The organism is Paradesulfitobacterium aromaticivorans, assembly GCF_054657415.1.
Window position 1 is genome coordinate 815,817 of the sequence record NZ_BAAHYT010000010.1, and the last position, 22,656, is coordinate 838,472.

The 22,656-nt window shown below is 49.4% G+C and carries 10 protein-coding genes, 1 tRNA gene and 3 rRNA genes; 2 read left to right on the plus strand and 12 right to left on the minus strand.

Annotated elements, in window-relative coordinates:
* Nucleotides 1–9: 9 nt before the first annotated feature.
* From ACYQ2N_RS09620 to ACYQ2N_RS09635, 4 genes are all read right to left on the minus strand, one after another.
* A complete protein-coding gene (locus ACYQ2N_RS09620; protein WP_459999038.1) occupies nt 10–741 on the minus strand; it encodes an NADH-quinone oxidoreductase subunit B family protein in 732 nt (243 codons plus the stop codon).
* Nucleotides 742–2,583: a 4Fe-4S dicluster domain-containing protein gene (locus tag ACYQ2N_RS09625; RefSeq protein ID WP_459999039.1), complete on the minus strand. Its 1,842-nt coding sequence runs from the start codon at nt 2,581–2,583 to the stop codon at nt 742–744. It abuts the gene before it with no gap.
* Nucleotides 2,584–3,007: 424 nt separating this feature from the next.
* Nucleotides 3,008–3,601, minus strand: coding sequence for a hypothetical protein (locus tag ACYQ2N_RS09630; RefSeq protein WP_459999040.1), 594 nt, complete (start codon nt 3,599–3,601; stop codon nt 3,008–3,010).
* 101 nt (nt 3,602–3,702) lie between these two features.
* Entirely contained in the window at nt 3,703–4,428 is a 726-nt protein-coding gene (locus ACYQ2N_RS09635; RefSeq protein WP_459999041.1) for a nucleoside phosphorylase, read from the minus strand.
* 129 nt (nt 4,429–4,557) lie between these two features.
* Here ACYQ2N_RS09635 and cshA point away from each other — a divergent pair, with 129 nt between their 5' ends.
* Nucleotides 4,558–6,009 (plus strand): degradosome RNA helicase CshA, encoded by a 1,452-nt coding sequence (gene cshA / locus ACYQ2N_RS09640; RefSeq protein WP_459999042.1) that lies wholly within the window; start codon nt 4,558–4,560, stop codon nt 6,007–6,009.
* Between the two features lie 132 nt (nt 6,010–6,141).
* Here cshA and rrf read toward each other — a convergent pair.
* The 5 genes from rrf to tyrS all read right to left on the minus strand — a co-directional run bounded on the left by rrf (nt 6,142) and on the right by tyrS (nt 13,342).
* Nucleotides 6,142–6,258 (minus strand): 5S ribosomal RNA (rrf, locus tag ACYQ2N_RS09645).
* A gap of 110 nt (nt 6,259–6,368) precedes the next feature.
* Nucleotides 6,369–9,277: ribosomal RNA gene (locus ACYQ2N_RS09650) — 23S ribosomal RNA — on the minus strand.
* A 445-nt stretch (nt 9,278–9,722) separates the two neighbouring features.
* Nucleotides 9,723–9,798, minus strand: a tRNA-Ala gene (locus ACYQ2N_RS09655).
* Nucleotides 9,799–10,024: 226 nt separating this feature from the next.
* Nucleotides 10,025–11,591 (minus strand): 16S ribosomal RNA (locus ACYQ2N_RS09660).
* Together the 16S, 23S and 5S rRNA genes with 1 tRNA gene alongside form the textbook arrangement of a ribosomal RNA operon.
* A 482-nt stretch (nt 11,592–12,073) precedes the next feature.
* Complete coding sequence (gene tyrS / locus ACYQ2N_RS09665) at nt 12,074–13,342, minus strand: tyrosine--tRNA ligase (RefSeq protein WP_459999043.1); 1,269 nt, start codon at nt 13,340–13,342, stop codon at nt 12,074–12,076.
* A gap of 560 nt (nt 13,343–13,902) precedes the next feature.
* Here tyrS and ACYQ2N_RS09670 point away from each other — a divergent pair.
* Nucleotides 13,903–16,542, plus strand: a complete 2,640-nt coding sequence (locus tag ACYQ2N_RS09670; protein WP_459999044.1) for a transglycosylase domain-containing protein — start codon at nt 13,903–13,905, stop codon at nt 16,540–16,542.
* A gap of 76 nt (nt 16,543–16,618) precedes the next feature.
* Here the strand turns inward: ACYQ2N_RS09670 and ACYQ2N_RS09675 are convergent, their stop codons facing one another.
* Genes ACYQ2N_RS09675 through ACYQ2N_RS09685 form a run of 3 tightly spaced genes read right to left on the minus strand, consistent with a single transcriptional unit; the run spans nt 16,619 to nt 22,544 of the window.
* A complete protein-coding gene (locus ACYQ2N_RS09675; RefSeq protein ID WP_459999045.1) occupies nt 16,619–18,985 on the minus strand; it encodes an endonuclease MutS2 in 2,367 nt (788 codons plus the stop codon).
* Nucleotides 18,986–19,039: 54 nt separating this feature from the next.
* A complete protein-coding gene (locus ACYQ2N_RS09680; protein ID WP_459999046.1) occupies nt 19,040–21,613 on the minus strand; it encodes a U32 family peptidase in 2,574 nt (857 codons plus the stop codon).
* A complete protein-coding gene (locus ACYQ2N_RS09685) occupies nt 21,561–22,544 on the minus strand; it encodes an alkaline phosphatase family protein (RefSeq protein WP_459999047.1) in 984 nt (327 codons plus the stop codon). Before ACYQ2N_RS09685 ends, ACYQ2N_RS09680 begins: the two co-directional genes overlap by 53 nt.
* Nucleotides 22,545–22,656: the final 112 nt, after the last annotated feature.

Genomic DNA, 22,656 nt, shown 5'->3' on the forward strand with positions numbered 1-22,656 from the left:
GCCTTACCTCTACTTACTTCCGAATAGAGCTATTCGGTTTTCTAAATCTTTCAGGGTTTTGCCGTACTTGCTGACAACTTCCTTAGCTGAGTCAATGTTTGGCTCTTCTATTGAACCGCGGCAGCCAAAACACCAGGTGTTAAGGGAAGGACAACGCGCGCCGCATCCAGCCCGGGTTAAAGGCCCAAGGCAGATTTCCCGGTATTCGTAGCGGCACACATTTTCTTTGAGTTTACATTCCACACATACCGGATAGCCAGGTATCTCCGGGGTCTTGCCCAAGGCTAGGCAGCGCACGATGTACGCAAACTCTCGGCGGTCAATCGGACAGCCGTACACTTTATAGTCGACCGCGACCACCTCATCAACCGCTTTCGTGGAGGAGGTATTTAAGTGAGGCATATTCGCTGCCGTTCCGTAAACAGTTTCTTTAGCCTCCTGTAAATTGAGCGTGTTTTTGAGCTTGTTTACCCCGCCGCCGGCTGCACAGGCACCGAGCGCGACCAGGACTTTCGCCTTCTCCCGAATCCTTCTCAGCCTTTCTTCATCCTCCGGGCGGGTAATCGACCCTTCGATGAGCACGATATCATACTCGTCACTCTCTTCGGACATGGCCTCGCGCCACTGCACCGGGTTCACGATGGAAATAAGGTTCAAAATCTCCTCTTCCATATTAACAATCTGCAGTTGGCACCCTTCACAACAGGCAAAATCAAATATGGCCAGTTTAGGTTTGCTCATTTATATTGCCTCCATAACATCCTTAATCTCGGAATACTTGAAAACAGGCCCTTCCTGACAGACGTAGACATCATTCATCTGACAATGGCCGCATTTTCCGACACCGCATTTCATGCGCCTTTCCAAAGAGATGTAAATGGAGTCTTCCGGCATTCCCATCTGACTGAGTTCACCAAGCACGAAGCGGTACATAACCGGTGGGCCGCACACTACCGCCACCGTATTCTTTAAGTTAAGGCGGACCATTGGCAAGAGGTTCGTAATAACTCCTACATTGCCGCTCCAGGTATCATCACAGCAATCCACGGTTTCCAATACCGTAACTCCCGGGACATGGCGCCACTCCTCCAGTTCGTCGGCAAAAAGGATATCGGCAGGGGTTTTCACCCCATAGACAATGGTTACACGCCCGTAATCCTTGCGATTATCCATAATGTATTGAATCGCCGAACGAACAGGAACCAGGCCAATACCCCCGCACACGAACAGGACATCTTTCCCTTTCATGACATCATGCACCGGAAATTGTGTGCCGAACGGGCCCCTAACTCCGACTTTATCTCCTGCTTGGAGTTTGCCTAAAGCGGTGGTCACATTCCCGACTCGCCGCACCACCAGTTGAAAAACCCCCTCTTGAGTCGGAGAGGAAGAAACGGAAATGGGCGCTTCTCCGATTCCGGGAAGGGATACTTCAATGAACTGCCCTGGTTCGTGCCCGAGCTCGTGGCCGGAATCAAGCTTCAGTTCATAGAAAGTCTCTTTGTCCGTGACCGGAAACGCCTTTAAAAGAGTGGCAGGTTCAGGCACATAAATGTTTTTGCTGCTCATGAACAAACGGTTGTACACCTCAACCGGATTGGCGATATTCGGGACACAGGCACTCACACAGCGCCCACACCCGACACAAGCCATCTGGCCCAGCTTTTCCGCAATGTATTTCCCCTTGCGGTAATAGCGGTGCCGGTATCGGTCTGCCCGCTGCCTGCGGAAATTATGCCCTCCGGCCACGGCCGCGAAATCCCGGAGCAAACAGCCGTCCCAAGCCCGCGTACGTGTCCCTGTCTGCATATCCCAATTAAGGTCATCCTGGACATCAAAACAGTAACACGTCGGGCATACCAGATTACAGGAACCACAGGAAAAACAGAGCTTGGATTTTTCTTCCCAAATCGGGTCGTAATATGAGTTTTCCAAAATGTCCGGAAGCTCTTCCGCTTTGCATTTTAATTTTTGTTTGCGCAGAAGACCTTTATTACTCTTCCAGACCTGTTCCCTTTGCTCAAAGTCTGCTTCCGTAGGCTGCCCGCTATGCTTAGCTTGCTCAAGCAAAGCTTCTCCTTTCGGCGTGCGGGCGTCCGCCAAGTAAGAATCCCCTATTTTGGTTAAGAGAACGTCAAACCCGTCTTCAACCGTAGCTGTGTTCATATAACCGGCAAACACATTAGGCGAGGGGCGCTGAACATCACAGGCAATAATCGTCGCATTGCGCCGTCTGGTCATATAGTGAACATCATAGTTATCCGCACTAAAAATTCTGTCCATTTGAGCTATGGCTGCCACATCATAGGGATGAACACCCAAAAGGATAAACGGTTCTTTTTCCGTGAGGCTTCGATATTCCCCCTTGACATGAAACTCCATAAGGTCTTCGCGCTGGGGGAGAAAGTATTTCTTGGGAGGCAGAATCGTGACATCGTAATCTAGGCGTAAGTCTTGTGCTTGAGATAAGGGTGCAAAAGCAAAACGATCTTCTTTGGCCTGCACCGCAAAAACGCGCTGTGCGGCAATCATCGAAGTTACCCAGGATTCGAGTGCTGCCTGATTAAGTTTCTTGGTACTCATGGGAGCCTCCTTGTTCATGAGTTTACTTTCACAAGGACTTGAATGCTTAACGGCTTAGATCAGAACTACCTTCATGTGTACATCTACGGAAAAGTTAACACCGCCTGGACATAACGTATCGTGCTTTGATGTTCACCCCCTTGTCTTACGTATAAAAGACAAAGTGTATAGACCTTTACAAGCTAACTATACAATTTTTCAAAAGGAATTACAACTGCTTGCCAAAAATATTTATTGTAACTATAATCGATAATGGGTGCCCTTTTTTGAACGATACGAAAAGCGAAAGGGACTAGCCGGTCACATGGCATAGTCCCTTTTATTATCTATACCCGAAAGTTTCTATTTTTATCGTGTGACTGTTAAGATGAATTTTCGTCTTCGATCGCTACAGTTGCTACAGCTTTAGAGTAACCTTTTCGGGTCAGCTCTTCTTGCTAAAGAACTGGCTTAAGAAATCTTTGATTCCTTTCTTTGGCTTAGGCCCATCAGCAGAAATGTTAACACCACTGCCCGCGCTAAGAACCGGATTTGCGTTCATAGGGGAGAATCCAGCGCTAATCCCCGCATTGCCTGCGGCACCGTCCCTATTGCCAGCCCCAAAAGCAGAACCGCTGCCTCCGAACGCTGCGCCACCGCCCCCGAACAACTGCTTGCCAGCTCCGAAACTTTGGCCACCGCCTGCAAAACCCGTGTTCCCTATTCCGAAGCCCGGATTCCCCGCTCCGGGTCCTGGATTCCCCGCTCTAAGACCACGGTTCCCTCTCCCGAAGCCTTGGTTGCTTCCTCCAAAGCCCTGGCCGGATCCTCCGAAGCCTGGGCCAAACCTTTGCATAAAACGATCAACTCCGGGTGGCATCGGAAAACTGTTTACACCAAGCTTATTGGCAATCCTTTGCAACCCTTGAGGCATAGGAAATTGATTAAGAAAATTCATGCCCGCTCCGCCCTGGGGATTTGGACTTTCCTGACCAGAATAATTTTGTTGTCCGAAAACATTCATACGACCTAACGGCATGCCTGCCCCCTCCCTTCTTTCCAATATATTCAGGAAGAAGTTATATTGTCCCATTCGATTTCAATTCTTTGTTCTATTTGAGCCAATTGCAGAAACTACCCTTAGAATTTTAGCAATGCAGGCACTGAGCGCAGCACAATTTCTACCTCATTTTCAATTGCCTTTGCCACAACATCAGTATGAGGATTATATTCTGTAGCCAAATCAGAATCTGCATACCCGTCAATAGCAAGAATGGCTCCTGCTCTAATTCCCCGCAGGGAAGAAATTACATACAAAGCTGCAGTCTCCATCTCTACGGCCAATACCCCCGCCCTCTGATATTTCTTATGTGGAAACTCTTCCACTCCCATGAAAAAGACATCCAATGTAAGAGTAATTCCCTTTTTGACATTAACGGCTAAATCATTTGCTTCTTGATATAAAACATCTACAATCCGGCTATCGGCCACTGCAGGATAACCAAGGGGCACAAGCTGACGCGTCAAGCCCTCTTCCCTAACAGCGGCAGTACTAATAACAAGGCTACCTGGGGGAACATCCAACGTGTATGATCCAGCTGTCCCTATTCGGATAATGGTTCTTACCCCTCCTTTAATTAGCTCCTCGAAGCACACTGCTGCACCAGGAGATCCTACTCCATGGCTGACAACAGCTAAATCTACTCCCAAGTATTTTCCTGCAAAAGTGCGGTATTCGCGGCTGAAGGCGAGTTCCACCGAATTATCCAAGCGCCGGGCAATGTATTCTGCCCTCTTTGGATCCCCACATACTAAAGCGATCTCCGGTAGATCTTCAGAGTTTACTTGCAAAATGGGTAAAAGCATTTAGTCCAACTCCTCATCATATATTTTGTAAAATATTATAGCATTTCTACAACTTTAGTGTTTAGACCGCAATGCAATTGGGGAACCTTTTTCTTAGTAAAGCAAACATATTATTAAGGAGAAAGATAAATGACTACATTTAGTGACTTAGGTTTAAGTGAGCAAATTATTCGTTCCGTATCAACCATGGGTTTTGAAGAAGCAACTCCCATTCAACAGGAGACTATTCCCCTGGCAATGCAGGGAAGGGATTTAATCGGACAAGCTCAGACCGGAACCGGGAAAACCGCTGCCTTTGGCATACCTCTTCTGGAAAGATTGGCGGTAGATTCTGAGCATATCCAGGGAATAGTGTTAACTCCTACACGCGAATTAGCGGTTCAAGTAGCTGAAGAACTAAATAAGCTAGGACAGTTTAAAGGGATCCGAACTCTGCCGATTTATGGCGGACAAGAGATTGAGCGCCAAATCAAAGCATTAAAAAAAAGGCCCCATGTTATTGTGGCCACTCCCGGACGCTTAATGGATCATATGCGAAGGCATACCATTCGTCTTCAGGAAATTGAAATAGTTATCTTAGACGAAGCGGATGAGATGCTAAACATGGGGTTTGTGGAAGATATTGAAACTATACTTCAAGAAGTTCCCAAAGAACGCCAGACCTTACTTTTCTCAGCGACGATGCCCATGCAGATTCAGAACCTAGCTCAGCGTTTCATGAAAAATCCCGAGATAATCCGCACTAAGTCCAAAGAAATTACGGTAGCCAATATCGAGCAACACTACATGGAAGTACAGGAAAAACTGAAGTTTGATGTACTTTGCCGCCTCCTGGACATCCAGTCACCTGAACTTGCCATTGTGTTTGGCCGTACTAAACGGCGCGTGGATGAACTCTCTGAGGCTTTAACAAAACGCGGTTATTCTGCAGAAGGAATCCACGGAGACTTAACTCAGAGTAAAAGAGATAGTGTCATGCGGCAATTCAAGGACGGGACCATTGAAGTGCTTGTTGCAACCGATGTCGCGGCCCGCGGCTTGGATATTAGTGGGGTAACCCATGTTTATAACTTTGATATTCCACAAGATCCGGAAAGCTACGTTCACCGGATTGGACGAACGGGTCGCGCAGGAAAAACAGGTTTAGCACTTACTCTAGTAACTCCCCGGGAAATGGACCATTTACGGCTAATTGAGAAGATTACTCAACGTAAGATAATTCGCAAATCGGTTCCAACAATTATTGAGGCGGTAGAAGGCCAGCAACGTTTAGCCATGGAAAAGATATTGCGGGTCGTTACAGAAGAAGATCTTGACTTGTATAAGGGGCTGGCAAAAGACTTATTGGAAGAAACGGACTCTGTTACCCTAGTGTCAGCAGCGCTAAAATTATTAACGAAAGAACCGGATACAGTCGATATAAAATTAACCGATGTTGCCCCCATTCGGACGAAAACTGCCAAAAGAAGGCCTTTTGAAACTAAACCATACAGCAGAACTGACAGAAGCCGTAGAAATAATAATTGGGATAAGTCAGACACTAAGAAAAGTGCCTGGAAACCAAGCTCCTTCCATAGATAGTGAGAAAGCCTTCGGCGTAATCACGCCTGATGCATAATTATTAGAGACTACGATTTTCTCGTAGTCTCTAATTTGCTTACTATAAACACAAAGAGAGCACTTATCCGTATAGATAAATGCTCTTCTTCGTGTACCTGGCAACGACCTACTTTCCCAGGATTCTGCAATCCAAGTATCATCGGCCCTGGAGGTCTTAACTTCCGTGTTCGAGAAGGGAACGGGTGGAACCCCTCCGGCATTGTCACCAGATTTAGTTTGAGAGTTGTTCTCTCTAAACTGCACAGATCTTTTTGTCTTAGGATCATTTACTCACTTTAGTTTGAGCCCAAGTGAGCCTAACCTCTTGTGTGGCTTAATTTTAGGTCAAGCCCTCGACCGATTAGTACCAGTCAGCTCCACACGTCACCGTGCTTCCACATCTGGCCTATCAACCTGATCATCATTCAGGGGTCTTACCAGCTTATGCTGTGGGAAATCTCATCTTGAGGCCGGTTTCGCGCTTAGATGCTTTCAGCGCTTATCCGATCCGGATATAGCTACCCAGCGGTGCCTCTGGCGAGACAACTGGTACACCAGTGATCCGTCCATCCCGGTCCTCTCGTACTAGGGACAGATCCTCTCAAATTTCCTGCGCCTGCGACGGATAGGGACCGAACTGTCTCACGACGTTCTGAACCCAGCTCACGTACCGCTTTAATGGGCGAACAGCCCAACCCTTGGGACCTACTACAGCCCCAGGATGCGATGAGCCGACATCGAGGTGCCAAACCTCCCCGTCGATATGGACTCTTGGGGGAGATAAGCCTGTTATCCCCAGGGTAGCTTTTATCCGTTGAGCGATGGCCCTTCCACTCGGTACCACCGGATCACTAAGCCCGACTTTCGTCCCTGCTCGACTTGTAAGTCTCGCAGTCAAGCTCCCTTCTGCCTTTACACTCTGCGAATGATTTCCAACCATTCTGAGGGAACCTTTGGGCGCCTCCGTTACTCTTTAGGAGGCGACCGCCCCAGTCAAACTGCCCACCTGACACTGTCCTCAACCCCGATTCAGGGGCCTAAGTTAGAACTTCAGTACGAAAAGAGTGGTATCCCACCGGCGACTCCACCAAGGCTGGCGCCCTAGCTTCTTAGTCTCCCACCTATCCTGTACATTCCTTACCAAAATCCAATGTCAAGCTACAGTAAAGCTCCATGGGGTCTTTCTGTCCTGTCGCAGGTAACCCGCATCTTCACGGGTATTACAATTTCGCCGAGTCCCTCGTTGAGACAGTGTCCAGATCGTTACGCCTTTCGTGCGGGTCAGAACTTACCTGACAAGGAATTTCGCTACCTTAGGACCGTTATAGTTACGGCCGCCGTTTACTGGGGCTTCAATTCAAAGCTTCGCTTGCGCTAACCTCTCCTCTTAACCTTCCAGCACCGGGCAGGCGTCAGCCCCTATACTTCTTCTTTCGAATTTGCAGGGACCTGTGTTTTTGTTAAACAGTCGCCTGGACCTCTTCTCTGCGACTCCTATTCCTAGGAGCACCCCTTCTCCCGAAGTTACGGGGTCATTTTGCCGAGTTCCTTAACGAGGGTTTTCTCGCGCGCCTTAGGATTCTCTCCTTACCTACCTGTGTCGGTTTACGGTACGGGCACTCTCTCGCTCGCTAGAGGCTTTTCTTGACAGCTTGGAGTCAGTTACTTCGCTACTTAATTTCGCTCCCCTTAACCTCTCAGGACTTAGCGAGGCGGATTTGCCTACCTCACTCCCTACTGGCTTGGACGTGCTCAACCAACGGCACGCTTAACTTATCCTTCTGTGTCACCCCTTCACTCAAACGCTTAAGAGTGGTACTGGAATTTCAACCAGTTGTCCATCACCTACGCTTTTCGCCTCGGCTTAGGTCCCGACTTACCCTGGGCGGACGAGCCTTCCCCAGGAATCCTTAGGTTTTCGGCGGGAGGGATTCTCACCCTCCTTTTCGCATACTCATACCGGCATTCTCTCTTCCAAGCGCTCCACCATTCTTTACAGAATAACTTCGCTGCACTTGGAATGCTCCCCTACCCCTGCCACTATAAGTGGCAAGCCATAGCTTCGGTGATACGCTTGAGCCCCGTTACATTTTCGGCGCAGAACCACTCGACCAGTGAGCTATTACGCACTCTTTGAATGGTGGCTGCTTCTAAGCCAACATCCTGGTTGTCTGGGCAATTCCACATCCTTTTCCACTTAGCGTATACTTTGGGACCTTAGCTGATGGTCTGGGCTGTTTCCCTCTCGACTATGAAGCTTATCCCCCACAGTCTGACTCCCAATCTAAATTATTTGGCATTCGGAGTTTGATAAGGTTCGGTAACCTGGTAAGGCCCCTAGCCTATTCAGTGCTCTACCGCCAATAATCATCAATTGAGGCTAGCCCTAAAGCTATTTCGGGGAGAACCAGCTATCTCCGTGTTCGATTGGCATTTCACCCCTACCCACAGCTCATCCCCTGCCTTTTCAACGACAGTGAGTTCGGGCCTCCATCCGGTTTTACCCGGACTTCACCCTGGCCATGGGTAGATCACACGGTTTCGGGTCTACAGCATGTAACTCGTCGCCCTATTCAGACTCGCTTTCGCTTCGGCTCCGGCTTCTCGCCTTAACCTCGCTACATACCGTAACTCGCCGGTTCATTCTACAAAAGGCACGCCATCACTCCTAAGAGCTCTGACTGCTTGTAAGCGTACGGTTTCAGGTTCTTTTTCACTCCCCTCCCGGGGTGCTTTTCACCTTTCCCTCACGGTACTGGTTCACTATCGGTCGCTAAGGAGTATTTAGCCTTGGGAGGTGGTCCTCCCTGCTTCCCACGGGGTTTCTCGTGTCCCGCGGTACTCAGGATACTTTCACAGCAAGTCTATCTTTCACCTACAGGAGTGTTACCTTCTCTGCTGGGCCTTTCCAGACCGCTTCGATTAGATTTCCTTGCTTAATAGAAAGTCCTACAACCCCGGCTTCCGAAGAATCCGGTTTGGGCTCTTCCCTCTTCGCTCGCCGCTACTACGGGAATCGATTATTCTTTCTCTTCCTCCGGGTACTTAGATGTTTCAGTTCCCCGGGTTGTCCTCTCTAACCTATGTATTCAGTTAGAGATAGCTGGATATGACTCCAACTGGGTTGCCCCATTCGGGTATCCACGGATCAAAGCCTGCTTGCGACTCCCCGTGGCGTTTCGCCGTTGACCGCGCCCTTCTTCGACTCTTAGCGCCTAGGCATCCACCGTACGCCCTTATTAGCTTGACCTATTTTCGCCAACACTTTAAGGTTCGTTTTTTTATGAATCCTTTGACAAAAAGATCTCTCTGTGCAGTTTTCAAAGAACACAATGTTGGATTGTTAGTTTAACATTTCTGTTTTAACGTTGCAATCCTCACCGCAAATGTATTTTTTGACAGTTTGCGGTTTCGGCGATAATCATCCTCAGCCGTATGGTTATACTTAGTAGTTATCGGCTTCGGTGATAGTCATCCTCAGGCGATAAGTGATTCTATAGAGCAGGCGCCTTCGGCGATAGTGTCCACTGGACACTATCGTCACTGGAGACTATCATCACTGGAGACTATCGTCATAATTTTTGCTTGAGTTTCCAGGTTTTAGATTGTTATGGCCAGAAATAAAAGTACCGGGTTATGCCCGTTTTTTAAGCCCTGCCATTTCTGACCTGGCTTCTGACCACTAATCTTAACTTTGGTGGAGGTAAGCGGGATCGAACCGCTGACCTCTTGAATGCCATTCAAGCGCTCTCCCAGCTGAGCTATACCCCCACATTTGTTTCCTGGTCCCTCAAAACTAAACAACAAGACTTAAGCAGATTGCCAAAGCAATCACGCCGCCAATGGTTTTGCCGTTTCCGGCTTGAAGTCTGTTATAACTTCATTAAACTCTCATCCAGTTTTCTTTCCTTAGTCCGAAAACTAAGGGGCAGAACTTCGATTTGAGTCTCGACCATAGGATTAGTTTAGCAATAGCTTGCTAAACATGTCTCCTTAGAAAGGAGGTGATCCAGCCGCACCTTCCGATACGGCTACCTTGTTACGACTTCACCCCAATCATCTACCCCACCTTCGACGGCTGCCTCTCTTGCGAGTTAGCTCACCGGCTTCGGGTGTTGCAAACTTTCGTGGTGTGACGGGCGGTGTGTACAAGGCCCGGGAACGTATTCACCGCAGTGTGCTGACCTGCGATTACTAGCGATTCCGACTTCATGCTCTCGAGTTGCAGAGAACAATCCGAACTGAGACCGGCTTTCTCGGATTTGCTTCACCTCGCGGCTTCGCGTCCGTCTGTACCGGCCATTGTAGCACGTGTGTAGCCCAGAACATAAGGGGCATGATGATTTGACGTCATCCCCACCTTCCTCCGGTTTGTCACCGGCAGTCTCTCTAGAGTGCTCATCTTTCATGTTAGCAACTAAAGATAGGGGTTGCGCTCGTTGCGGGACTTAACCCAACATCTCACGACACGAGCTGACGACAACCATGCACCACCTGTCTCACAGTTCCCTTTCGGGCACTCCCATGTTTCCACGGGATCCTGTGGATGTCAAGCCCTGGTAAGGTTCTTCGCGTTGCGTCGAATTAAACCACATGCTCCACCGCTTGTGCGGGCCCCCGTCAATTCCTTTGAGTTTCAACCTTGCGGCCGTACTCCCCAGGCGGAGTGCTTATTGTGTTAACTGCGGCACAGAAGGGGTCGATACCCTCTACACCTAGCACTCATCGTTTACGGCGTGGACTACCAGGGTATCTAATCCTGTTTGCTCCCCACGCTTTCGCGCCTCAGCGTCAGTTACAGTCCAGAAAGCCGCCTTCGCCACTGGTGTTCCTCCACATATCTACGCATTTCACCGCTACACGTGGAATTCCGCTTTCCTCTCCTGTCCTCAAGATAACCAGTTTCCGGTGCAATCCAGAGGTTGAGCCTCTGCCTTTCACACCAGACTTAATTACCCGCCTACGCGCCCTTTACGCCCAATGATTCCGGACAACGCTTGCCCCCTACGTATTACCGCGGCTGCTGGCACGTAGTTAGCCGGGGCTTCCTCCTTGGGTACCGTCATGTAGCTACATTATTTACATAACTACCGTTCGTCCCCAAAGACAGTACTTTACAACCCGAAGGCCTTCATCATACACGCGGCGTTGCTCCGTCAGACTTTCGTCCATTGCGGAAGATTCCCCACTGCTGCCTCCCGTAGGAGTCTGGGCCGTGTCTCAGTCCCAGTGTGGCCGTTCACCCTCTCAGGCCGGCTACTGATCGTTGCCTTGGTAGGCCTTTACCCCACCAACTAGCTAATCAGACGCGGGTCCATCCATAAACGGTAGCATGTTCAGAGGCCACCTTTCCTTAAAGCCCGATGCCGAGCCTTAAGCTTATCCGGTATTAGCCCTCGTTTCCAAGGGTTGTCCCGGTCTTATGGGTAGGTTACCCACGCGTTACTCACCCGTCCGCCACTAAAAATCTTTCTAAGCAAGCTTATTAAGATTCTCCGTTCGACTTGCATGTGTTAGGCACGCCGCCAGCGTTCGTCCTGAGCCAGGATCAAACTCTCCATAAAAGTTTTATCTTACTTCTTTAAAAGTTTGTCTTGTCAACTTACTTCTTTAGAAGTTCGATTCTTCTTAAGAGATTTTGATCGCTCAAAATCAATTTCTCAGTTACGGCTGATTGCTCAGCTAAACTGACGAGTTACATTGGCGTCTTGTTGTTTAGTTTTCAAAGATCAGGATCATGGTTCACATCGCCGTATTGGCGACTGACGGAATCTTATATTAGCATAACACCTTTTTGATGTCAACACCTTTTTTGTTCCGTCCGCTGTTACCAGCGTTTTTTTGCATCGCTTGTCGTGACGCTTAATCATAATATCATGCAGGTTTATCGCTGTCAATACTTTTTTGCTAATCTGCTGAAACTTTATTATTAAGCATCAGTTTTTTCCGGCACTTGCGATAACGTGACTTAATATATCATGAACTTCTATAGTGAGTCAAGCAAAAAATCAAGCATCAAAATTTGAGTAAATTGCAGCATTGACGTCTATCTGGCAAACTTCACGAGGTAATAGTTCTTTTTACCTCTACGGACCACAAGATATTTGCCATCAAGCCGCTTAAAGCCCTTAACAGTTAACGCCAAATCAGTATACCTTTGACCATTAACATAAATTGCTCCGCTCTCAATTGACTCTCTGGCCTGTCTCTTCGAGGATACTACGCCTACTTCTACCAACAGATCGACAAAAGAAATTTCATCATTTCCAATCGTAGCAGACGGGACATCGCTTAATCCTTCCTCAATCTCAATGCCCGAAAGATTCTCCACTCCGCCGGTAAAGAGGGCATAACTGATGTTTTCCGCCCGGCGTAAGGCTTCCTCTCCATGTACAAGCTTAGTAACTTCCTGAGCCAATATCCGTTGGGCATTTCTCTTTTCAGGCTGGTTCTCCACTTCTTCAGCCAGAGCGTTAATCTCAGCAAGGGGCAAGAAAGTAAAGAATTTCAAAAATTTAATCACATCACGGTCATCCGTATTAAGCCAGAACTGGTATAACTTATAGGGCGACGTCTTGGCAGCGTCCAGCCAGATCGTGCCGGATTCAGTTTTGCCAAACTTAGTTCCGTCACTCTTAGTGACCAGCGGCATTGTCAGGCCGTGTACTGTCTTGTCTTCATTCTGAGTCATCCTTCTAATTAAATCAATTCCTGCGGTAATATTGCCCCATTGATCACTACCGCCGACCTGGAGTTCGCACGAATAAACTTCATTTAATTTCATAAAATCATAAGACTGTAGAATCATATAGCTGAATTCTGTAAAAGAGAGCCCTTTGCTCAGACGCGATTCCACAGACTCTTTGCCAAGCATCGTCGCTATGGAGAAGTTTCTACCTACATCGCGCAGAAAATCAATCACCTTCAGCGAACCGAGCCATTCATAATTGTTCGCCAAGGTAGCTGCATTATCCCCACTGTCAAACTCTAAGAACTGTGCTAATTGCGCTTTGATTTTCTCAGACCACTCCTCCACCACTTCTTTGGGATTAAGAGTGCGCTCTGATACCTTGCCGCTGGGATCCCCTATTAGACCCGTACCCCCGCCCACTAACGCTATGGGCTTATGCCCCGCCAGTTGGAACCTTCTGAGTACTAAAATAGGGAGCAGGCTTCCAATATGCAAACTGTCGGCAGTGGGGTCGAAACCACAGTATAGAGTAATTGGCCCTGCCGCCAGCCTTGTACGTAAAGCTTCATCGTCAGTATGCTGGTATATGAGTCCTCTTTCCTTAAGATCGCTAAAGATATCCATAAGATTCCCTCCCTTAATAATTACCCGAATCACTTTTTACCCGAAACCACTTCTACCCCTTAAACAACAAAGTCCCTCAACTAAGTTGAGGGACGAAAAATTTCCGCGGTACCACCCACATTAGCCATGTAATAACAAAGACCCAAATACTACAAAGCCATCTCTTCAAGCAGTAACGTTGCTTCCTCGGGAGGTATTAACTCCAGTCCTGAGGTGTATACCTTGGTTTTAGGGTTCGGTTTGCACCAGCCACCGACTCTCTGAATCCTTAACGCAAGTTTCTTCTCAATCATACCGTTAATTGTATAAAGTTTACAGTTTATATTATTATAGCTTTTATAAGGCAAAAGTGCAAGGCAAGCAGCCTAAAATATACTAACTATAAAAGACAAACTACTACACAGTGCAAGAACAAAAAAAAGTACAAATACATCGAACACCAGCTTGTGTCCTGTCCTGAGCGCATGCACTCCAGCAGATGCGTACCTTGAAATACAAAAATATGCTATAATCCAAGGAGAGTTATTCCCCTTAATTTAAAAGAGGCAGGAGGCACAGATATGTCACCCCGAACAAAAGCTCAGAGAACAAAGGGTAAAAGACGCTTGTCTAAATGGCGTTTGTTTCTGCTCACTGCCATAGGCATTTTTGGCATAGCCATGCTTGGCGCTTTAATTTTTGTTGGTGAAAGCGTTGCCAAAACTCCCAAATGGGATCCGGGTGCTATCACTGATCTTAAACAGTCATCCATTGTTTATGATAAGGACGGTCAGCAGATAGCTACCCTGCACGCAAATGAAAACCGCCTCGTGGCTGAATCTACTGATATACCCAAGTTAGTAAAAGATACCTTCGTAGCAGTTGAAGACAGGCGCTTTTACCAGCATTTTGGAGTGGATCCAATCAGAATTGTCGGGGCGGCCTTCAATGATATCATATCCCGCAGCAAAAAAGAAGGCGCGAGCACCATCACGATTCAGCTGGCACGCAATGCCTTTATCGAAGACCCCACAGCCAAAACTTTTACCCGCAAAATCCAGGAAGCTGCTTTAGCTCTCCAACTGGAACACGAGTACACGAAAGATCAGATCTTAACATTCTATCTAAACAAAATTTTCTTCGGCGAATCTTCATTTGGCATTCGCACAGCAGCTAAAACGTATTTCGGCAAAGATGATCTAAATCAGCTTACCCCACCGGAAGTGGCCCTTTTGGCCGGCCTGCCACAAGCACCCAGCGGCTATGACCCTTACATTAATCCGGACAATGCCAAATACCGCCGCAATATTGTCCTGGGATTAATGAAAGACTCTAAAATCATCTCCGAAGAAGAGTATGCCAAATATAAAGAAGAACCTTTCACCTATGTTGAGCAAATGAAAAATACCGACCGCAGCGGTAATCAAGAAACGTCGGTCGCCAGCACCTCTTATAAATTCCCTTACTTTGTTGACTATGTAATTCAGGAGTTAGGATCAACCTATAATCTGAGCGAAGATCAAATTTTCAGTGGCGGGTTGCACATTTACACAACGGTAAACCCTAAAATTCAAAGCGAAGCTGAGGCTCAGTTTGCCAAGCAAGGGAATTTTCCACAGTCGGTTGATTCAAAAATACCAATTGAAGGGGCCATGACCGTTATCGAACAAGGGGACGGCGCGATCCGGGCTATGGTTGGCGGGCGCAATTATACTCCTCGCGGGCTTAACCGCGCCTGGCAGGCCAATAGGCAACCCGGGTCCACAATTAAACCTCTGGTCGTGTACGGTCCCGCCCTGGAAAAAGGAGGATATTTCCCAGGGACTGTCCTTGATGACATGCCTGTAAAATATAGTGCAGGCAACGGCAAAGTCTGGGCTCCGGTAGACTTTGACACGGAAACCTCCGGTTGGAAAGGGCTCATCACCATGCGCGAAGCCTTAAGGAACTCAGTGAACGTCTACGCCGTCAAACTCATGAACCAGATTGGAGTTGAGTATGGCTGGAAGTTCGGCAAAGAAAAACTAGGACTGCCCCTTAAAGACAGCGAGCGCTATAACCTAAGCCTTGCCCTTGGCACCACCGAGGTCTCAACTTTAGATATGGCAGCCGCTTATGGAGTGTATGCCAACAATGGGGTAAGTACAACTACCCATGCCGTCGAGAAAATCCTCGATTCTCAAGGCAACCCGGTTGCCGTACCTAAAATCACCAAGCAGAATGTCATGAAAGACACAACCGCTTACCTAATTAACGACATGCTGAGTACGGTCGTTAAAGAAGGGACCGGACGCAGTGCTCAGATAAGCGGCTGGGCAGTTGCCGGCAAGACCGGTACCACTTCCCTTCCTGAGGATTTTGGCAATAGATCCGGCAACCCCGATGCCTGGTTTGCCGGGTATACCCCGAAATACACAGCTGTGGTCTGGATGGGGTATGACAAAACAGACAAGGAGCATTACCTGCGCAAAGTTTACGGCGGCAGCTACCCGGCAAAGATTTGGAAGGCCGTCATGACTGCGGCTCTCGCCGGTGAGCAGCCACAAGCTTCATTCTCCAAACCAAGTGGGATTGTCAGCGGTTCGATCGACACCAAATCCGGTCTCCTGCCCAGCAGCCTGACTCCGTCCCCATTCATCATTAACGAAATAGCTGCCCAGGGAGACTTCCCTGCCACAGTGAGCGGTATCTGGATTGAAAAAGAAGTGGACGAAGACAATCCCTCTTACCTGGCGTCTGACACAACCAAGCATAAGTTACCTAAAGTTTTCTTAAATATAACTGATCGTGATCCTTCTTGGCCATGGCCTTCAGATGAGGCTCCTTACCGGATGCCGACCGAATATGCCCCGTCAGCACCGGCAGCTTCTACAGAGCCCAGCATCTCCCCTCCTAAAGGGGATGATAAATTACCAACTCCGGAAGTAGGCCGTCTAGCTTATGAACCTTCAACGGCAATTGCCACCCTCAACCTCTCCTTTCCACCGGGAAGCAACAAATACTCGGTCGTAATTTATCTTCTCCGTCCGGGCGCAACTAGCTTGGAGACCTACATCCCGGGCGGTGTCAGCGGTAAGTCGTCCCAAATCTCCGTTCCGATAGGCGGTGATGGCAGCGGAATAATTCCGGGGGACTACAAATTCTGGGCGGCAGTCATCGACCCGAAAACCCAGGCTGTCGGTCCGCCATCTAACAGTGTTAAGCTTAAATTAACGGACTAATCACGCGTTGTCCACCACTCACCGAGAGGGGCACCTCCCAAAGTAAATTTGGGTATGTGCCCCTTTTTATATTCCCTTATTTTAATTCTACCACCGTTACTCCCAAATCGCCCTCCCCATGCTGGCCCAAGCGGAAAGACCGCACATGGGGATGCCCGCGCAAGAACTCCTGCATGCCTGATCTAAGAGCCCCGGTCCCTTTCCCATGAATCACGTAAATCTGGCTGATCCCGGACAAAACCGCATCATCGAGGTATTTATCCAGAGTATAAGTTGCTTCCTCGATCTGCATCCCTCTGAGATCAATTTCGGTGCGCACCGTTTCCATCTTGCCTCTCCCTAGGCGCCCTTCACCCGAGCGCATAGGCACTACAGGCTTCTCATCCTCAGCCAGTCTTAGATCGGCGAGGGAAACACTTACTTTTAGCACCCCCGCCTGCACCAACACCTCTCCGCTCTCATTCGGAAGCTTGAGTATTTGCCCTTTCTGCCTCAGTTTTGTCATATACACTGTCTGCCCGAGCTTAATATCTTGCGCTCTCAACCCTGAACTATTACTCACGAGGCCTTGACCCTTTTCTTCAACTTTCCCCGCAAGTCTTTTTAGACCCTGGCGCGCTCGCTCAATATCCTGCTGCTGCTTGTGCTCCTTCTTCACAGCCTCTTTAAGTTCAGCCAGCAGTTCCTCGGCCTCACGCCTGGTCTGGCGGATGATATTTTCAGCCTCGTCTTTGCCTTTATTAATAATCCTCTCGTATTCATCATCCAACTTCAAGGATTTAAGCCTAATTTCTTTATGTTTTTCCTCTACTGCTGCCCGCACAAGTTCTGCTTTGTGTTTTTCAGCTTCGATTTCACGGTGAGTGTCCTCCAAGTTTTCCAGTAGATCCTCCATCTGGATCTCCCGCTCGGAAAAATACTTCCTAGCACGGCTTAGAATCCCTTCCCCAAGCCCTAAACGCCCGGCAATCGTCAAGGCATTGCTGCGCCCGGGAATCCCTACCAACAGACGATACGTCGGGCGCAAAGTTTCCACATCAAATTCGACCGAGGAGTTTTCCACTCCGGGGGTCTCATAGGCAAAGGCTTTCAAAGCCCCATAATGCGTGGTCGCTACAATCCTTGATCCTCGCTCATGCAGCTCTGCCAGTATCGCCATCGCCAAAGCCGCCCCTTCCGTGGGGTCAGTGCCTGCGCCTATCTCATCAAGAAGGATTAAGGAATTTCCATCCGCAGTCGCTGCGATCTCTACAATATTTTTCATGTGCCCGGAAAAGGTGCTTAAAGATTGCTCCACACTTTGCTCATCCCCGATATCCGCAAAAATCTGCGTAAAGACTCCCAGGGCCGACTCACTCTCAGCCGGAATATGAAGCCCCGCCTGCGCCATCGCACACAGGAGCCCGATCGTTTTAAGCGCAACAGTTTTCCCTCCGGTATTCGGACCGGTGATTACGAGAGTAGAGAATTCTGTTCCAAGTTCCAGAGACAGGGGCACAACCTTCCCGCTCAGCAGGGGATGTCTAGCCTCAGTTAGTTTGACCACCTGGCCCTCTGCCGGTTTAGGGCTGCCTCCGTTCATCTGAGCACTTAAATGGCCTTTGACCAGAATAAAGTCCAATCTGGCCAGCGCTTCATGGAGATCCGCGATTTGCTCAGCTTTCCCTTCGATCAGACGGGATAGCATGTTCAAGATCCGCTCTACTTCCCGCTGTTCCTTAAGTATAACTTCCCGTAATTCATTACCGAGGTTAACCACCGCCAACGGCTCAATAAACAAAGTTGCTCCGCTGGCTGACTGATCGTGCACAATCCCCGGAAACGCTCCGCGGTATTCTTGCTTTACCGGAACGACATAGCGGTCCCCGCGCTGGGTGATCAGCAGATCTTGTAGCATCTTTTGCTGGGCAGAGTTGCGCAAAATCCCTTCTAGGCTGTCCCTGATCCGCTGTTGTACCCGCAGCTTAGCTTTGCGCAGTTGAGCCAGTTCGAGTGATGCATTGTCAGATACTGCTGCATCTTCAGTAATTGCAACCGAGATTCCGTCTTCCACTACCCTGTCAGGGACAATTCGCCCCGCAACTTCGCGCAAGCGGAGGAAATCTCCTTTTTCCTCATTGAAAAAATTACGCACCTGTCTCCCGGAACGCAGTGTATCCCTGACCTGGAGCAGTTCTTCAGGTGAGAGCGCTCCCCCGCGCAGGCATCTTTCTAAGTAAGGGCGTACTTCTTTGGCCCCCCCCACCGAAAAAAGGGGGTTCAGGCGCAATAGCTCCTTCCCTTCGTCAGTCTCTTGCAGGAGCAACCGGACCCGTTCAATTTCGGTATACGGGCGGAGTGCCAGCGCCAATTCCCGGGAACGCGGCAACCGGCAGAACTCAGCTAAGCGCTCCTTGATCTTCGGGAAATCCAGCTTTTGCAGTACCCTTTCTTGAATACTCATAGATACAATAATCCTCTTTCCTAATCCTTGTACTAAAGTTGTTCTTACACCCGTCTAAAGCACCCCTCTAAAGAAATGCCCTTTCGTAAAGCCATCCGGAAACATCCCCTCCAGGGTAGCCATTCCTTGTGCGATTTCGGCTGCGCCAAGCTTCCTGCCCGCAGCAATCGTCTCCCAGGCGACAGTAAACAGCTTAACCACCTCCAAAACCTCTTGCGGGTTCTCTCTCACCAATTGCAGCCTGACGGAAGCGACTCCCATACCTGCTAATTGCTCAAGCTCCTGATACAAGTTCAACCTTTTTACATTAAAAAGGTGCATCCGGCACTCCTGGTCAGTCTCCAGCGGAAAATCGTATTTCAGACGGTCCCGCAGGTAATGAGAATCTTGAACACAGGGGCGGGCGCAGCTTTCTCCCTTTTTACCCCCACGGGTCGCCCCTACCGGACAGTATTCGCTGACCATCAATTCCAGATCTCCAAAAGCCAGTACTTCCACCTTAGGCCAGTGAGCCAGGGGACGGATTTGCTCATGATGCAATTCCGGAGACAGAGCAATCATCCCTGCGCCCTGCTTAAAGAAATGATAAAGGCTGGCCTCATTAAAGACATTAAGAGAGTAATCCACTTCAAACGGCCAGGCAGGATCAAGCAAACGCAGCAGCTCAAGTTGGCCCAGGTTACTTACCATAACCGTAGGCCTCTTAGGCCAGGCAGATGCTTCCTCAAGCCGCTTAAGCCAAAGCCGACTCTGCTCCTGGTTAAGAATCCGCGGCATTCTCCAAACAGCACTTGCTCCCGCACGGTGGCACTGTTCCATCCCTTCACGGATTTCAGCCAGACTAAAGCCCCGACGCGAGCGCCATTGCTCTCCCCCGAGTATGATACGGCGCGCACCTCCCTTAAGCCCAGCCTTAAGCGTTTCCGGATCACTTACGGCCACAGCTACTACGGGCTTTAACAATATCTTTGCACGAGTCTCTGTCTGCGATTTAAGCTCTATCTTTAGTTTCCTCTGCTCCTTCTGCCACGAAGAAACTCTTTCTCTGTACACAGAAACAGGAAGATGCTCGCGCTCACGTTCCTGAAGCAACCCCTCCACTGCTTGCCGCCGCATGTCATTCAGTTCGCTGACCGGGAGCATGATCTCCCCTTCTAAATCAAGCTCTAGTCCTTCGAGCCAGAACGGAGTCGTTCCGAGCCGCCCCAGTTGTTGCATCAGATACTCATGGTTTAACGGTCGTTTGAGGGCAGCTTGGGCTGGGGCAGCGGAGAAAACCGCAAAAGTAAGCTCACCGCTGCTCGCTTCAAGCATGAGTTTTTCCCCGGCTTTCCCGCTAAGTTTCATCCTTAATGGCCGCTTACGCTGTTCCTTGCCCTCCTGAAAACTGAGTCTCGCTTTCTCCATCAGAACTGAGTCATGCGTCTTAAAAACCCTGTCCCCGGGCCGGGCCTGACCGCTAAAAGGAACCTGCACCGTCTCTCCGGCCCCTGCCTGCTCCATTTTCTCTTGCGGACCCCAAATCTGATCTACCGTAAGCCCTTCCCGCCCGCGCCCGGTCCAGATCTCAATGCCGTCTCCCACTTGCAGTCCGGCCTCAAGCTTCAGGAACAGGCGCCCACTTTCAGTCTTGAGCACGCGCCCGAGCCGGGTACCCCGGTTGTTGGGCCGTTTATAGCTCATAAGTTCGGCCCCGGGATGTTCCAGAAAATAAGCCTGGGTAAAATCCCGGTTAAAAATCTGTAACAGCTCACGTTTTTCTTGGTCAGCAAGCAATTCCAAGCGGCCCGTGGCCCCGGGAAATTCCGCCAGCCTGTTAAGGGCCTGGCAGTAGAGGCGCACTACGGTCGCCACATACTCCGGCCTTTTCATCCTGCCTTCAAGTTTGAGGGAGTCAACCCCGCTGGTTTGAAGCTTAGCCAGATAATCTACCAGCTTGAGGTCGCGCGGGCTTAGCAAGTGCTCCCCGATATTCTCCCCCGCCAAATAATCCTGCCCCTTTGGCCCCACCAGTTGGTAAGTAAGACGGCACGGCTGGGCACAGGTGCCGCGATTCCCGCTGCGTCCCCCGATGAAACTGGACATCAGGCATTGCCCGGAATAACTGATACAAAGAGCACCGTGCACAAAGACCTCGATCTCAAGCGGGGTATTGTCCGCGATCTCCTTCATCTCGGCCGCCGAGGTTTCCCGCGCCAGCACCACCCGCTTAAATCCAAGGCCTTCGAGGTGTTTAACCCCCCAGCTTGTGTTGACGGTCATTTGCGTGCTCGCGTGTTTTTCCTGTTCCGGCAAAACCTTCTGCATGAAGGCCGCAACCCCTGGATCTTGGAGGATGACTGCATCAACCCCAAGCTCATACAGAGAGAAGAGGTAATCTATAAATTCAGGGAACTCCCGGTCAGCAATGAGAATGTTGACCGTAACATAAACCTTGACTTCCCGTTCATGAGCATAGCGCACTGCTTCCCGCAGGCTGTCTAAGTCAAAATTGGCCGCGCTGGCGCGGGCATTGAAACTCTGTCCACCTAAATAAACAGCATCCGCCCCGTTCTCGACCGCAGCCTTAAACGCTTCAAAACTCCCCGCCGGGGCCAACAGTTCCATTGTTTTCGGCCTTAAATCCATCCACTGTCTCTCCTTTGATAAACAACTCCACAATCCCAGGAGTAACCTCTTCAATACTATTCCACTCCGGCCACTTCAAGGGTCGGTTAGACCAGCACAAGGCGGGCACAGGGTTATGGGTATGCCCCTTAACCCGAAAATCTTCGATGTTGCCATGATCGCTGGTCAGGATCAAGGCTACCTCTTCGTCCTTAACGAATTCTTCCTGGTTCACAAGAGAGAAGAACCCCCCCAAGAAACTGTCGATTCTCTCAACGATCTCCACACACTCCGGCCAGAGCTGTTTGTGCCCTTTCTTATCCGTCTGAAAATATTCATACAAGGTAAAATCATGTTCAAGACAGACGCGGGCTAAGTTCTGCCCGGCCTCAAACGGGGTAAACAAGGGCACATCCTCTCCCCGTTCGCGCATAATCTCATTAACCATATCCTGAAAAACAGCCTTCCCTTCCAGCAGATCGTGCGTCCGGCGCAGGCGCACCCCGCCCGCTAAAGCGCTCAAAGTAGAAGCGGAATATCTTTTTTTATTAATGGCATTAAAGAAAAACGGCTGATCTATTACAGAAGTAAAGGCATTGGCAAAAGTTACTTTCTGGTCACGCTCAGCCAGTTGCTTAAAAATACTTTTCTCCGCAATTATCTTTGCTAAAGTCTCATTCGGGTAGGCGTTAAGGTGATACCCTAAAACCTTGGCCGCGTTCACGCCCGTCCATAGTGTAGTCTGCCCGGTGGCGCTCTGCGGTACACCTGGAACTCCTAAGGAAGCAGCGAGCGGCCTTAGGATCGTTTGCTCATGGGACAAAACACGCTCCCCCCACAACAGGTGCCCTCCCAAAAGCCTATCAATTACCGGAGTATTGGCTGCAACAATAGGATTAGCTTCTTCGCTTCCCAGACCAAATCCGTCTACAAAAAACATCACTAGGTGCATACTTCTCCCCCACTCTCTGTCACACTTCCTTCTATTCGTTTACTGTATCCAACTTTCCCTGAAAAATCCGGCATATCAAAAAGCACCTGGTCACCCCAGATGCTCGCATGAA